The organism is Paraburkholderia terricola (genome assembly GCF_900142195.1).
GTDB lineage: Bacteria > Pseudomonadota > Gammaproteobacteria > Burkholderiales > Burkholderiaceae > Paraburkholderia > Paraburkholderia terricola.
In genome coordinates, this window is the sequence record NZ_FRAB01000027.1 from 78,186 (window position 1) to 90,915 (window position 12,730).

Sequence of the window (12,730 nt, forward strand, 5' to 3'; positions counted from 1 at the left end):
TCTGCGTGTATTAGCCGATATGCCGAAGAATCAGCCTCACCCTAACGAGCCGAAACGCGTGCGAGCCGTCGCCAGGCCCGCGCCGGAACCGGCCGCGGCCGTGGACAAACCGAAGCCTGAACCGGCGGCGGGTCTCGCCGGCCTCGGCGCGCTGCGCGATGCGTTAAAGGTCGACGCGCAACGGCGCGAGCGCGAACGCGCGGCGGCGGCAGCCGCGCAGCGCGAGGCGTCGGCGGACGCCGATCTGTTTCGCCGCGAGATCGGCGCGGTCGCGCCGCTCGCCGTCCCGCCGCGCGCCACTTTGCCGCGCAATCCTCCGCCGCCGCTGCCCGTGCAGACCAGGCTCGACGAAGAAGCCGTGCTGCACGAAGCGATCTCCGACGAGTTCGATCCCGAGATACTGCTCGAAACCGACGAAACGCTGTCCTATTGCCGTCCAGGCGTGAGTCAGGAAGTCGTGCGAAAACTGCGGCGCGGCGACTGGATCGTGCAGGCGCAAATCGATCTGCACGGCATGCGGCGCGAGGAAGCACGCGAGGCGCTGGCCGAGTTCATTCGCGAATCCGTGAAGCGCGGTTTGCGCTGTTTGCGTGTGATCCACGGCAAGGGTTTGGGGTCGATCGGCAAGGAGCCGGTGTTGAAGGGCAAGGTGCGCGCGTGGCTCGTGCAGAAGTCCGAGGTCATCGCGTTCTGTCAGGCGCGTCCGCACGACGGCGGCGCCGGCGCGGTGGTCGTGCTGCTGCAGCCGGGCGCGATGCCCGCTCAGACCAAGCCCTGACGGAGTCGCGGTGATCCATCCCAGGTTGACGCTGGCGCTGACCATCATGGAAGCGCTGGCTATTTTCGCGTACGCCATTTCCGGCTTCATCGAAGCACGAACCCGCCGGCTCGACGCGGTGGGCACGTTCCTCGTGGCGATCGCCACGGCCTTCGGCGGCGGCACGTTGCGCGACGTGCTGCTGGAGCGGCGGCCGTTCTATTGGGTCGAGCATCAAGGGTATCTGATCGCGATTTTCGTGATGTCGCTGTTTGCGCCGGCGATTCTTAAGATGACCTCGCGGCTGATCTCCGAACGGGTTCTGCTGGTGGCCGACGCAGTCGGGCTGGGCTTGTTCAGTATCGCCGGCACCTCGATCGCGCACGACGCGCAGATGCCATGGTTCACCTCCGTGTTGATGGGCGTGTTGACCGGCGTTTTCGGCGGCGTGATTCGCGACGTGCTGTGCAACGAGGTGCCGCTGATCTTGCGCGACTCGCGGCCGTATGCGACGTGTGCTTTCGTCGGATGCTGGCTGTACGTGCTGCTGGATTATCTGAACGTCGACACGGTGTATAGCGTGCTGGGCGCCACTGCTTTCATTCTGCTGGCGAGGCTGGTGACGTTCAGGTTCGACGTTCGTTTGCCGCACTAGCCGCGAACGCAAACAACGGCATCGGGTGAATTTTCACGGCTGTCGATTTCCGCCACCGCCGTTCGTCGTGAGGTAAACGGCCCTAGCGCCGTCGTTGCGCCACAGCGCGCTCAGCAACCGCCCCAGGTGACCACGATGCCCCTCAAGCTCTACGCCCATCCCTTCTCCTCTTACTGCCAGAAGGTCCTCACCGCGCTCTACGAAAACGGCACGCCGTTCGAACTGCGCCTGCTCGCTCACGACGACCCGCAAGTCATGGCCGAATTCGCCGCGCTGTGGCCGATCAAGCGTTTTCCGCTGCTGGTCGACGGCAGCCGCACGGTGATGGAAGCCAGCATCATCATCGAGTATCTCGGCTTGTACCATCCCGGGCCGGTGCCGCTTCTGCCCGCCGATGCCCGTGCCGCGCTGGAAGTGCGCGGCATGGACCGCTTCTTCGACAACTACATCTCCACGCCGCAACAAAGAATCGTCTACGACAGCCTGCGGCCCGAGCCGGAGCGCGACCCGCGCGCCGTCGCCGAAGCGCGCGCAATGCTCGACACCGCCTACGGCTGGCTCGACAACGTGATGGCCGAGCGCGAATGGGCCGCCGGCGACACCTTCAGCCTCGCCGATTGCGGCGCTGCACCGTTCCTGTTCTATGCCGACTGGACGCACCGCATCGGCCCGGCTTTCAGGCACGTGCTCGCCTACCGGAAGCGGCTGCTGGCGCGACCGTCGTTCGCCCGCGCGGTGGACGAGGCGCGCCCCTATCGGCCGCTTTTCCCGCTCGGCGCACCTGACCGGGATTGATCGCGGCGCGGCGGCTATGCGACAACAATATTTCCAACCTATACACTTCACTCCGCAAGCCACTTCCGCCAATCACTCATAGGGCAAAAGATGGACCGTTTCGAAGCCATGGAGATATTCACGCGCGTGGTCGAGGCGAACAGCTTCACCAAGGTGTCGGAATCGCTCGACCTGCCGCGCGCCAAGGTCAGCCGCACCATCCAGGCGCTGGAGGAACACGTCGGCGTGCGTCTGTTGAACCGGTCGACGCGCCAGGTCAGCGTCACCGAGGACGGCGCGCTGTTCTACGAGCGCTGCGTGCGCATCCTCGCCGAAGTGACCGACGCCGAATCGTCGCTGTCGAACAAGCGCGAGCATCCGTCCGGCACGATCCGCGTGGATACCTCCGGCACGCTCGCCCGCGCGCTGCTGCTTCCCGCGCTCGATGATTTCTACCGCCAATACCCCGAAATCGACGTGCGGCTCGGTCTCGCGGACCGCAATATCGATCTGATCCAGGACGGCGTGGATTGCGTGATCCGCATGGGCACGCCGGAAGAATCGAGTCTCGTCGCGCGGCGCATCGGTCAGGCGCGGATCGTCACCTGCGCGTCGCCCGCGTATCTGGAGCAGTACGGCACGCCGACCACCCTGGAAGAGCTCGGCGAGCATCGCGCCGTCAATTACGTGTCGGCGCGCACCGGCAGGACCTTCCCGTTCGAATACGAAGTGAACGGCGAACTCGTCAAGGTCGCGATGAAGAGCGTGCTCGCGGTGAACGACGGCAGCGTCTACATCGGCGCGGGCGCGCTCGGCCACGGCATCATTCAGCCGTCGCGTTACATGGTCGCCGATCTGATCGAACAAGGCGCGCTCAAGGAAATTCTCTCGGACTATGCGAGCCCCAGCACGCCGCTGTCGATTCTCTACGCGCATCGGCGAAATCTGAGTTCGCGGTTGCGTGCGTTCACCGAGTGGGTGACCGAACTCGTGCGCAACAATCCGGATCTGCGCATTCCCGACGCGTAGAACGCACCTACGCCAACAGCAAAAAGCCCCATGCGTTTCGCAACGCATGGGGCTTTGCCGTCGAATGGAACTTCGCGCTCAGGCTCTCGCCATCAGGCAATCCGCTCCTCATTGGACGGATCGAACAACACCGCCTTCGACGTATCGAACAGGAGCGTCGTGTTCGACAGCGGCTGCGGGTTCGACGCCGGGTGGACGCGGCTCACGATGCGCTTGCCGTTGACCTGCGCGAACACGAGCGTATCCGGGCCGGTCGGCTCGATCACGTCGACCTTCACTTCGATCTGTTGCAGCTTGCCGTGGTCGCCATGCGCGCCGCGCGAGTCGGTGATGCGCTCCGGGCGCAAGCCGAGAATCACCTCGCGGCCGACGTGCGATTTCACCTTCGCCGAGTCGAACGGCAAATTCAACGCAGTGCGTGCGACGCCGGTATCCAGCTCCACGCCGACGCCCGAACCCTGTTCAACCAGCTTGCCCTGAATGAAGTTCATCGGCGGCGCGCCGATGAAACCGGCCACGAACAGGTTCGCCGGCGAGTCGTAGATTTCCTGCGGCGCGCCGAACTGCTGCACGATGCCGTCCTTCATCACCGCGATGCGGTCGCCGAGCGTCATCGCCTCGATCTGATCGTGCGTCACGTAGACGATCGTCGTGCCGAGGCGTTGATGCAGCAGCTTGATTTCCGAACGCATTTCGATGCGCAGCTTCGCGTCGAGATTCGACAGCGGCTCGTCGAACAGGAACATCACCGGATCGCGCGCCAGCGCGCGACCCATCGCCACGCGCTGACGCTGGCCGCCGGACAACTGGCCCGGCTTGCGATCGAGCAGGTGCGTGATCTGCAGCGTATTCGACACGCGATCGACGATCTGCGCCTGCTCCTGCTTCGGCACCTTGCGGATGTTCAGGCCGAACGAGATGTTCTCGCGCACCGTCATGGACGGATACAGCGCGTATGACTGGAACACCATCGCGATGTCGCGATCTTTCGGCGACAGGTTGTTCACCGTCTTGCCGTCGATCTGGATCTCGCCCTTGGTCACGGTTTCGAGGCCGGCGATCATGTTGAGCAGCGTCGACTTACCGCAGCCCGAGCCGCCGACGAGAATCAGGAACTGGCCGTCTTCGATGTCGATGTTGACACCCTTCAGAACCGGCACCCCGTTCGGGTAAGTCTTGTACACGTCACGGATGGAAAGGCTTGCCATGCTGTGATTCCTCTTGTCTCTGGTACTGCTTGAAAACGTCTTGTCGGGTGACGGCGGCGCTTCGTGCACACAGGCAGAAAGCCCCGCCGCGCTCGGATGGTCTAGCCTGGGTTCATCAGCCCTTCACTGCGCCTGCCGTCAGGCCGCGCACGAAATAGCGTCCGGCGATGATGTAGACCAGCAAGGTCGGCAATGCGGCGATGATCGCGCCGGCCATGTCCACGTTGTATTCCTTCACGCCCGTCGAGGTGTTGACGAGGTTGTTCAGCGCCACCGTGATCGGCATCGAATCGACGCCGGAGAACACGATACCGAACAGGAAGTCATTCCAGATCTGCGTGAATTGCCAGATCAGGCACACCATGAAAATCGGCAGCGATACCGGCAGCAGGATCTTCGTGAAGATCGTGAAGAAGCCCGCGCCGTCGATACGCGCCGCCTTCACGAGTTCAGCCGGAATGCTCACGTAGAAGTTGCGGAAGAACATCGTGGTGAAGGCGATACCGTAGATCACGTGCACCACCACCAGACCGGTGGTCGTGTTCGACAGGCCAAGAAAGCCTTCGAAACGCGCCATCGGCAGCAGGATCGCCTGGAACGGAATGAAACAGCCGACCAGCAGCATCGTGAAGATCGGATCGGCGCCGCGAAAACGCCAGTGCGTGAGCACATAACCGTTGAACGCGCCGACGATCGACGAGATCAGCACGGCGGGAATCACCATCCGCACCGAGTTCATGAAGAACGGCTGCATGCCGTCGCAACGCACACCCGTACAGGCGCCGCTCCATGCCTTGATCCACGGCTCGACGGTCCAGTGAGTGGGCGGCGTGAGCAGATTGCCGGTGCGAAGCTGATCGATGTCCTTGAACGACGTGGACAGCATCACGTAGAGCGGGAACAGGAAATACAGGGCGAACAGAATCAGGGCCGCATAAATGACGGCACGGCTGATCGTCATCTTAGGCTGCATTGCGGGTGCTCCTCGATTCCAGATACATGAGCGGCACGAGCACGGCCACGACGGTGGCGAGCATCATCATCGACGATGCCGCGCCGACGCCGAGTTGCCCGCGATTGAACGAAAACGTGTACATGAAAATGGCCGGCAGCGACGATGACGTGCCAGGACCACCCGCCGTCAACGCGACAACGAGGTCGAAGGTCTTGATCGTGATGTGGCAAAGAATCAGCAGCACGGAGAAGAACACCGGGCGCATGCTCGGAATCACGATCTTGCGATAGATGGTGGGGAGGTTCGCGCCGTCCATCTGCGCGGCCTTGAAGATTTCACCGTCGACGCCGCGCAAGCCCGCGAGAAACAGCGCCATCACGAAACCGGTGGATTGCCACACCGCCGCGATCACGACGCAGAAAATCGCCTTGTCGGGGTCGCCGAGCCAACTGAACGAAAAGCTCGTCCAGCCCCAGTCGTGAAACACTTTCTCGAGGCCGATGCTCGGCGTCATGATCCATTGCCACGCGGTGCCGGTAACGATGAACGAGAGCGCCATCGGATACAGGAACACGGCGCGCAGCGCGCCTTCGTTGCGGATCTGCTGGTCGAGCAGAATGGCGAGGAACAGACCCAGGCCGATGCAGATGCCGATGAACGGAATGCCGAACCAGCCGAGGTTGGCGGCGGAGGTCCAGAACACGTCGTTATCGAACAGTTCGCGATAACGGTCGAGGCCGACGAAATCATAGCGAGGCATCAGCCGCGAATTGGACAGCGACAGATAGCCGGTGATGGCAATGAAGCCATACACGAAGACCAGGCTGATCACGACGCTGGGTGCGAGCACCAGCTTCGGAATCCAGCGATCGGCAAGGGCCGCCATGGGCGACGCGCGGCGGGAGACGGTGGCCGTTTTCCCGTTTCCGCTGATAGAAGCAGTCACTACTCGACTCCTGCTGAAACTGTACCGGGGGTGGCTCGCGCTTGCGATGCACGAGGCCGCGACGGCATAGGTGTGACTCGATGAAACCAGGGGTGAAGGCGCCTGCTGCCGGTCTATTCAACGCATCCGGCACATGCGGCGCGATCAGCGTCCTGAAGGGCGCGCCCGGCACCCGTTGCCGCAACGGCCGGGCGCGCCGCTTCACTCAAACCACGACGTGCGACTTACTTCGTCTTCGCTGCCTTCGCGAGCGCGGCAACCGCGCTCTTCGAATCCTGCTGCGAGTTCATGAACTTCGTGACCACGTCCGAGATCGCGCCGGCTGCTGCATCCGGTTGCGCCATGCCGTGCGCCAGCGAAGGCACATAGCCGCCCGACTTGATCGCCACCTGTTCATCCGCGTACGACTTCTTCGCGCAGTCGTCGAACTTGGCCATCGAGACGCCCAGACGCACCGGAATCGAACCCTTGTTCAGGCTGAACTGTTCCTGGAACTCCGGCGACATGATCGTCTTGGCGAGCGCCAGTTGACCCGGCGTGGCTGCCTTTTGGCCCTTCTGCTGGAAGAACACGAACGAATCGACGTTGAACGTGTACGACTTTTCGGTGCCCGGCACGGCGGCGCAGATGTAGTCCGAACCCGACTTCTTGCCGGCGTTGGCGAATTCGCCCTTCGCCCAGTCGCCCATGAACTGCATGCCGGCCTTGCCGTTGATGACCATGGCCGTGGCGAGGTTCCAGTCACGGCCCGTGCGGCCCGCGTCGAAGTAACCCTGGATCTTGCGGACCGTGTCGAACACGCCGACCATCTTGTCCGACGTCAGCGTCTTTTCGTCGAGATCGACCAGCGCCTTCTTGTAGAAGTCGGCGCCTTGCGACAGCACGACGTCTTCCCACAGCGTCAGGTCTTGCCACGGCTGACCGCCCATCGCGACCGGCTGGATGCCCGCGGCCTTCATCTTGTCGGCCACCGCGAAGAACTCGGGCCACGTGGTCGGCGCCTTGCCGCCCGCCTTCTCCAGTGCCGCCTTGTTGATGTACAGCCAGTTCACGCGGTGCACCGAGAAAGGCGCCGCCACGTAGTGGCCTTCCGCGTGCATGATCTTGTCGATTTCCGGCGGCAGGTTCTTCTTCCAGTCGCCTGCGACCGAATCGATCGGCACCAGCACGCCTTGCTGTGCCCAGTCCTGAATCAGCGGACCCTTGATCTGCGCGGCGCTCGGCGCGTTGCCCGAGATCACCTGCGTCTTCAGCGCCGTCATGGCAGCCGCGCCCGCACCGCCCGCCACCGCAAAGTCCTTCCACGTGTAACCCTGCTTCGTCATGTCGTCCTTGAGGACGCCGACGGCTTTCGACTCGCCGCCCGAGGTCCACCAGTGCAACACTTCGACCGACTCGGCGGCCTGCACGGCCGAGACGCCACACATCAGACCCGCGGCGCACAAAGCGCCCATGATCGCGCGAAATTTCATTGCTTATCTCCTCCAGACACCTGAACAAAAAACGAATGGCCCCTGATGTCGCCAGGGTGCTGTGGTTGGTTCAAACAGGCAAAACACTGGGCGATCGAGCACGGTCGGGCGCATGCGTGACGCATGTGCCGGCGGACCGATGTTCGTCCGCTGGAAGCTCAAGAGATGAGTGGTTCGGGATGCAACTGACTGTCTCCTCTTTTGATTTTTGCCTGCCCGCTTCGCGCGGCAGACTCGAGGTGCCTCGCATGTCAACCTGGTGCGGCGCCCTGCCGGCTGCCCAGATATCCGGCTTTCCGAAAGGCCGCCGGCGCATGCTGGCAAGTGCCGACACGTAATGTCCGTTAACATGCAGGGGACGCCCGCCGATTGCGAAAAACGCATGTTTTTGCCTTGCAGCCACACGCTTTTTTCATCGAATTAGCGCTACCTCTTGATTTGGATTGTAGTTAAACTACAATTCAGTGTCAAAAAATATTTTATCGGACTACGGCCGCTCTTTCTGCTGACCGCGGCGGCCCCAGGACATCGACGGAGACTCATGCAAACCGACTCAAGCTTCACCTTCGTTCTCTTCGGCGGAACTGGCGATCTGTCGATGCGCAAGATCCTTCCGGCACTGTTTGAAGCGCACCGTGCGGGCGGCATGCTCGCCGCGAGCGGCAAGATCGTCGCGGTGGCGCGCCATGTGGCCGATCGTGGCGGCTACCTCGAATGGGTCGATACGCACGTCAAGCCATATGTGTCGAAGAACGGTCTGGATGAAACGGCATGGGCGAGCTTTCTCGAACGCATCGAGTTCGTGAAGCTCGATCTCGGCAATCCCGAAGACTTCGCGCTGCTGCGCGATGCCGTGAGCGACTTGCCCGGCATTCGCGTGTTCTATCTGGCAACGGGTCCGTCGCTGTTCGTGCCGATCTGCCGCGCATTGGCGTCGGTGGGGCTGAACGAGAACGCGCGCATCGTGCTCGAAAAGCCGCTCGGCTATGACCTCAAGTCGTCGAATGCGATCAATGATGCGGTTGGCGAAATCTTCGCAGAGGAACAGATCTACCGGATCGACCACTACCTCGGCAAAGAGCCGGTGCAGAACCTGCTGGCGCTGCGCTTCGGCAATGCGCTGTTCGAGCCGCTGTGGCGCCGCGAATGGGTGGAGAGCATTCAGATCACGATCGCCGAGGAACTCGGGGTCGAGGCGCGCGGCGACTTCTACGACAACACCGGCGCATTGCGCGACATGGTGCAAAACCATTTGCTGCAACTGCTTTCGATCGTCGCGATGGAACCGCCCCATTCGATGGATTCCGACTCGGTGCGCGACGAGAAGCTGCGCGTGCTGCGCGCATTGAAACCGATCGATCAGCGCGACATCAGCAAGGTCGCCGTGCGCGGGCAATATCATTCGGGCGTGATTCGCGGCACCACGGTGCCCGCCTATGCAACCGAGCCCGGCGTGAAGCCGGAGAGCACGACGGAAACCTTCGTCGCGCTGAAGGTCGAGATCGAGAACTGGCGCTGGGCCGGCGTGCCGTTTTTCCTGCGCACGGGCAAGCGGCTCGCCGACCGCGTCGCTGAAATCGTGGTGAATTTCCGCCCGGTGCCGCATTCGGCGTTGGGGGCGTCCGCGTTGCGCGCCGGGGCGAACCGCCTCGTGATCCGCTTGCAGCCGAACGAAACCATTCGCCTCTACTGCCTCGCCAAGCAGCCGGGCGAAGGCATGAATCTCGCCAGCGTCCACCTCGACCTCGCGTTCGATCGGTTCTTCCGCGAGGGCCAGATGGAAGCGTATCAGCGCCTGTTGCTCGACGTGATCAACGGCCGCCTCGCGCTGTTCGTGCGGCGCGACGAGCAGGAAGCGGCCTGGCGCTGGGTCGAACCGATCCTGAACGAATGGGCGGCCTCGAACAAGCCGCCCAAGCCGTACGCGTCGGGCACGTGGGGGCCGGCCGCGGCGAGCGCGATGCTGGCGCAGCACGGCACCTGCTGGCTCGAGGAAGAGAATTGAAGCACGGCGGCGCGGCGCGCCGCCCGTAAGACCCACCGACGAATTGAACGGAATGGCGCCGGTATCACGAAGGCGCCTGCAAGTCATCCCAGCTTGCAGGCGTCGAACGGGAGCAGTACCGCACGTTCCGCGGATCTAACAAGAAAGCAGCACGGAGGAGAAGTGATCGAGCTTCACGCTTTCGACGACCAACGCGCCCAATCCGACGCGTTGGCGAAAGCGGTCGGCGACGCGTTACATGCGTCGCTCGCCGCATCGGCGGCCACGGCCGCCACCGGCACGTCCACCGGCACGCGCCCTGCCCTGCTTGCCGTATCCGGCGGCAGCAGTCCGCGGCCGTTTCTGCAGACGCTGTCCACGCAATCCTTCGACTGGGCGCGCATTGCCGTGACGCTGGTCGACGACCGCTGGGTGCCCGAGACGGACAGCGCGAGCAACGCGCAACTGGTACACGACACGCTCTTGCAAAACGCCGCGCGGCACGCCGCGTTCTGGCCGCTCGCCGATACCGCTCAGGATCTGCACGCGCATGTTGCCGCGCTGAATGCCGACCCGCGCTTTAGCGTCGCGCCGGACGTCGCGATTCTCGGCATGGGCGAAGACGGCCACACCGCGTCGATCTTTGCCGACGCGCCCGAATGGGATCACGCGATCACCACCGCCGAGCGCTTCGTCGCCGTGCATCCCGGCAATGCGCCGCATGCGCGCGTGAGCTGGTCGCTGTCCGCGTTGAAAGAAGTGAAGCATCTGTTCCTGCTGATCGCCGGACCGCGCAAGATGGACGTGCTGAATGCCGCCGCCGCTTCGCTACAAAAAAATGCCATCTCGCAGTTGGCGAACGACAAGGGAGTGAGACTCGATGTCTACTGGTGTGCAAACTAAGGCTGTTCCGGGCGCGGGCCAGCACGCCGATGGACCGAGGCTGCTGGCCGACATCGGCGGCACCAATGCGCGCTTCGCGCTGGAAAACAGTCCGGGGGAGATCGGCTCGGTGCAGGTCTACCCTTGCGCCGACTATCCGGGCGTGGCCGAAGTCATCAAGAAGTACCTGAAGGACACGAGGATCGGCCGCGTGAATCATGCGGCCATCGCGATTGCCAACCCGGTCGACGGCGATCAGGTGAGCATGACGAATCACGACTGGAGCTTTTCGATCGAAGCCACGCGCCGCGCGCTCGGCTTCGACACGCTGCTGGTGGTGAACGATTTCACCGCGCTCGCCATGGCACTGCCAGGACTCACGGACGCGCAACGCGTGCAGGTGGGCGGCGGCACGCGCCGTCCGAACAGCGTGATCGGCCTGCTCGGCCCGGGCACCGGCATGGGCGTGTCCGGCCTGATCCCCGCCGACGACCGCTGGATCGCGCTCGGCAGCGAAGGCGGCCACGCCACCTTCGCGCCGGCGGACGAACGCGAGGACATCGTGTTGCAATACGCGCGCAAGAAGTGGTCGCACGTGTCGTTCGAACGCGTGGCCGCGGGTCCCGGCATCGAGGTCATCTACCGCGCGCTGGCGGGCCGCGACAAGAAACGCGTGGCGGCGAGCGTCGACACGGTCGAGATCGTCAAGCGCGCGCTGGAAGGCGAGCCGCTCGCGGCCGAATCCGTCGACGTGTTCTGCGGCATTCTCGGCACCTTCGCCGGCAATATCGCGGTGACGCTCGGCGCGCTGGGCGGCATCTACATTGGCGGCGGCGTGGTGCCGCGCCTGGGCGAGTTCTTCGCGCGCTCGTCGTTTCGCAAGCGGTTCGAGGCCAAAGGCCGCTTCGAGGCGTATTTGCAGAACGTGCCGACCTATGTGATCACCGCCGAATACCCGGCGTTTCTCGGCGTTTCGGCGATTCTCGCCGAGCAGTTGTCGAATCGCGCGGGCGGCAGTTCATCGGCTGTGTTCGAGCGGATTCGCCAGATGCGCGACGCATTGACGCCGGCTGAGCGCCGCGTGGCCGATCTCGCGCTGAATCATCCGCGCTCGATCATCAACGATCCGATCGTCGATATCGCGCGCAAGGCCGACGTGAGTCAGCCGACGGTGATCCGCTTTTGCCGTTCGCTTGGCTGCCAGGGTTTGTCGGATTTCAAGCTGAAGCTCGCGACGGGTTTGACCGGCACGATTCCGGTGAGCCATAGCCAGGTGCATCTGGGCGACACGGCGACGGACTTCGGCGCGAAGGTGCTCGACAACACCGTGTCGGCGATCTTGCAGTTGCGCGAGCATCTGAACTTCGAGCATGTCGAGCGGGCGATCGACCTGTTGAACGGCGCGCGGCGCATCGAGTTTTACGGGCTCGGCAATTCGAACATCGTCGCGCAGGATGCGCATTACAAGTTTTTCCGTTTCGGCATTCCGACGATTGCCTACGGCGATCTGTATATGCAGGCGGCGTCGGCTGCGCTGCTCGGCAAGGGTGATGTGATCGTTGCCGTGTCCAAGTCGGGACGCGCGCCCGAATTACTGCGCGTGCTGGATGTGGCGATGCAGGCGGGGGCCAAGGTGATTGCGATTACTTCGAGCAATACGCCGTTGGCCAAGCGGGCGACTGTCGCGCTGGAAACCGATCACATTGAAATTCGCGAGTCGCAGTTGTCGATGATTTCGCGGATTCTGCATCTGGTGATGATCGATATTCTTGCTGTGGGGGTGGCGATTCGGCGCGCCGTGCCTAGCGCGGATGTGGCGGAGACGGTTGCCAGGGCGCGGCAAGGTGCTGATGATGATGCGAGCGCTGTACTGGATTGGTTGAGTCATGGGGCCGCTTCTTCGGCGCGGGATTGATGTGGTGTTTTTTGCTTGGTCGGCGGGTTGGGTTGTGGTTTTGTAGTTTTGGCTTTTACTTGATTTGTTAGTGGTCTATTAGCGTTGCCCCTGTGCGGGGCGGCACCTACTTTTCTTTGCCGGCCGCAAAGAAAAGTAGGCAAAAGAAAGCGG

General features: G+C 63.2%; 11 protein-coding genes and 1 pseudogene. 7 read left to right on the forward strand and 5 right to left on the reverse strand.

The window, feature by feature from the left end; all coding sequences use genetic code 11:
- Nucleotides 1–19 precede the first annotated feature (19 nt).
- From BUE39_RS21750 to BUE39_RS21765, 4 genes are all read left to right on the forward strand, one after another.
- Nucleotides 20–778, forward strand: a complete 759-nt coding sequence (locus BUE39_RS21750) for a Smr/MutS family protein (RefSeq protein WP_073430788.1) — start codon at nt 20–22, stop codon at nt 776–778.
- 13 nt (nt 779–791) lie between these two features.
- The gene (locus BUE39_RS21755; protein WP_073430798.1) at nt 792–1,412 is read left to right on the forward strand and encodes a trimeric intracellular cation channel family protein; all 621 of its coding nucleotides are present in this window, start codon (nt 792–794) and stop codon (nt 1,410–1,412) included.
- A gap of 135 nt (nt 1,413–1,547) precedes the next feature.
- The gene (locus BUE39_RS21760; protein ID WP_073430799.1) at nt 1,548–2,207 is read left to right on the forward strand and encodes a glutathione S-transferase family protein; all 660 of its coding nucleotides are present in this window, start codon (nt 1,548–1,550) and stop codon (nt 2,205–2,207) included.
- A 90-nt stretch (nt 2,208–2,297) separates the two neighbouring features.
- Complete coding sequence (locus tag BUE39_RS21765; RefSeq protein WP_073430789.1) at nt 2,298–3,215, forward strand: LysR family transcriptional regulator; 918 nt, start codon at nt 2,298–2,300, stop codon at nt 3,213–3,215.
- Between the two features lie 92 nt (nt 3,216–3,307).
- Here the strand turns inward: BUE39_RS21765 and BUE39_RS21770 are convergent, their stop codons facing one another.
- The 4 genes from BUE39_RS21770 to BUE39_RS21785 all read right to left on the reverse strand — a co-directional run bounded on the left by BUE39_RS21770 (nt 3,308) and on the right by BUE39_RS21785 (nt 7,796).
- On the reverse strand, nt 3,308–4,423 hold the full coding sequence (locus tag BUE39_RS21770) for an ABC transporter ATP-binding protein (RefSeq protein WP_073430790.1): 1,116 nt from the start codon (nt 4,421–4,423) through the stop codon (nt 3,308–3,310).
- Between the two features lie 115 nt (nt 4,424–4,538).
- Nucleotides 4,539–5,396, reverse strand: coding sequence for a carbohydrate ABC transporter permease (locus tag BUE39_RS21775; RefSeq protein WP_073430791.1), 858 nt, complete (start codon nt 5,394–5,396; stop codon nt 4,539–4,541).
- Nucleotides 5,386–6,324 carry a carbohydrate ABC transporter permease gene (locus tag BUE39_RS21780; protein ID WP_073430792.1) on the reverse strand — a complete coding sequence of 313 codons (939 nt, stop codon included), beginning with the start codon at nt 6,322–6,324 and terminating at the stop codon, nt 5,386–5,388. The genes BUE39_RS21775 and BUE39_RS21780 overlap by 11 nt, the downstream gene beginning before the upstream one ends.
- A 224-nt stretch (nt 6,325–6,548) precedes the next feature.
- Complete coding sequence (locus BUE39_RS21785) at nt 6,549–7,796, reverse strand: ABC transporter substrate-binding protein (protein ID WP_073430793.1); 1,248 nt, start codon at nt 7,794–7,796, stop codon at nt 6,549–6,551.
- Between the two features lie 541 nt (nt 7,797–8,337).
- Between BUE39_RS21785 and zwf the strand changes: the two genes are divergently transcribed.
- The 3 genes from zwf to BUE39_RS21800 all read left to right on the forward strand — a co-directional run bounded on the left by zwf (nt 8,338) and on the right by BUE39_RS21800 (nt 12,577).
- Nucleotides 8,338–9,801, forward strand: a complete 1,464-nt coding sequence (gene zwf, locus BUE39_RS21790; protein WP_073430794.1) for a glucose-6-phosphate dehydrogenase — start codon at nt 8,338–8,340, stop codon at nt 9,799–9,801.
- Between the two features lie 162 nt (nt 9,802–9,963).
- Nucleotides 9,964–10,683, forward strand: a complete 720-nt coding sequence (gene pgl, locus BUE39_RS21795; RefSeq protein ID WP_073430795.1) for a 6-phosphogluconolactonase — start codon at nt 9,964–9,966, stop codon at nt 10,681–10,683.
- Nucleotides 10,661–12,577, forward strand: coding sequence for a bifunctional transcriptional regulator/glucokinase (locus BUE39_RS21800; RefSeq protein WP_073430796.1), 1,917 nt, complete (start codon nt 10,661–10,663; stop codon nt 12,575–12,577). Before pgl ends, BUE39_RS21800 begins: the two co-directional genes overlap by 23 nt.
- On the opposite strand, the pseudogene BUE39_RS35585 reads toward BUE39_RS21800, so the two are convergent.
- Nucleotides 12,547–12,730, reverse strand: a pseudogene (locus BUE39_RS35585) (hypothetical protein); the annotation flags it as partial. The gene BUE39_RS21800 and the pseudogene BUE39_RS35585 overlap by 31 nt on opposite strands.

Bases quoted from the DNA above. Each gene is read 5' to 3' on its own strand.
- BUE39_RS21750 (WP_073430788.1), top strand. From the start codon at position 20: ATGCCGAAGAATCAGCCTCACCCTAACGAGCCGAAACGCGTGCGAGCC.
- BUE39_RS21760 (WP_073430799.1), top strand. From the start codon at position 1,548: ATGCCCCTCAAGCTCTACGCCCATCCCTTCTCCTCTTACTGCCAGAAG.
- BUE39_RS21765 (WP_073430789.1), top strand. From the start codon at position 2,298: ATGGACCGTTTCGAAGCCATGGAGATATTCACGCGCGTGGTCGAGGCG.
- BUE39_RS21770 (WP_073430790.1), bottom strand. From the start codon at position 4,423: ATGGCAAGCCTTTCCATCCGTGACGTGTACAAGACTTACCCGAACGGG.
- BUE39_RS21775 (WP_073430791.1), bottom strand. From the start codon at position 5,396: ATGCAGCCTAAGATGACGATCAGCCGTGCCGTCATTTATGCGGCCCTG.
- BUE39_RS21785 (WP_073430793.1), bottom strand. From the start codon at position 7,796: ATGAAATTTCGCGCGATCATGGGCGCTTTGTGCGCCGCGGGTCTGATG.
- zwf (WP_073430794.1), top strand. From the start codon at position 8,338: ATGCAAACCGACTCAAGCTTCACCTTCGTTCTCTTCGGCGGAACTGGC.
- BUE39_RS21800 (WP_073430796.1), top strand. From the start codon at position 10,661: ATGTCTACTGGTGTGCAAACTAAGGCTGTTCCGGGCGCGGGCCAGCAC.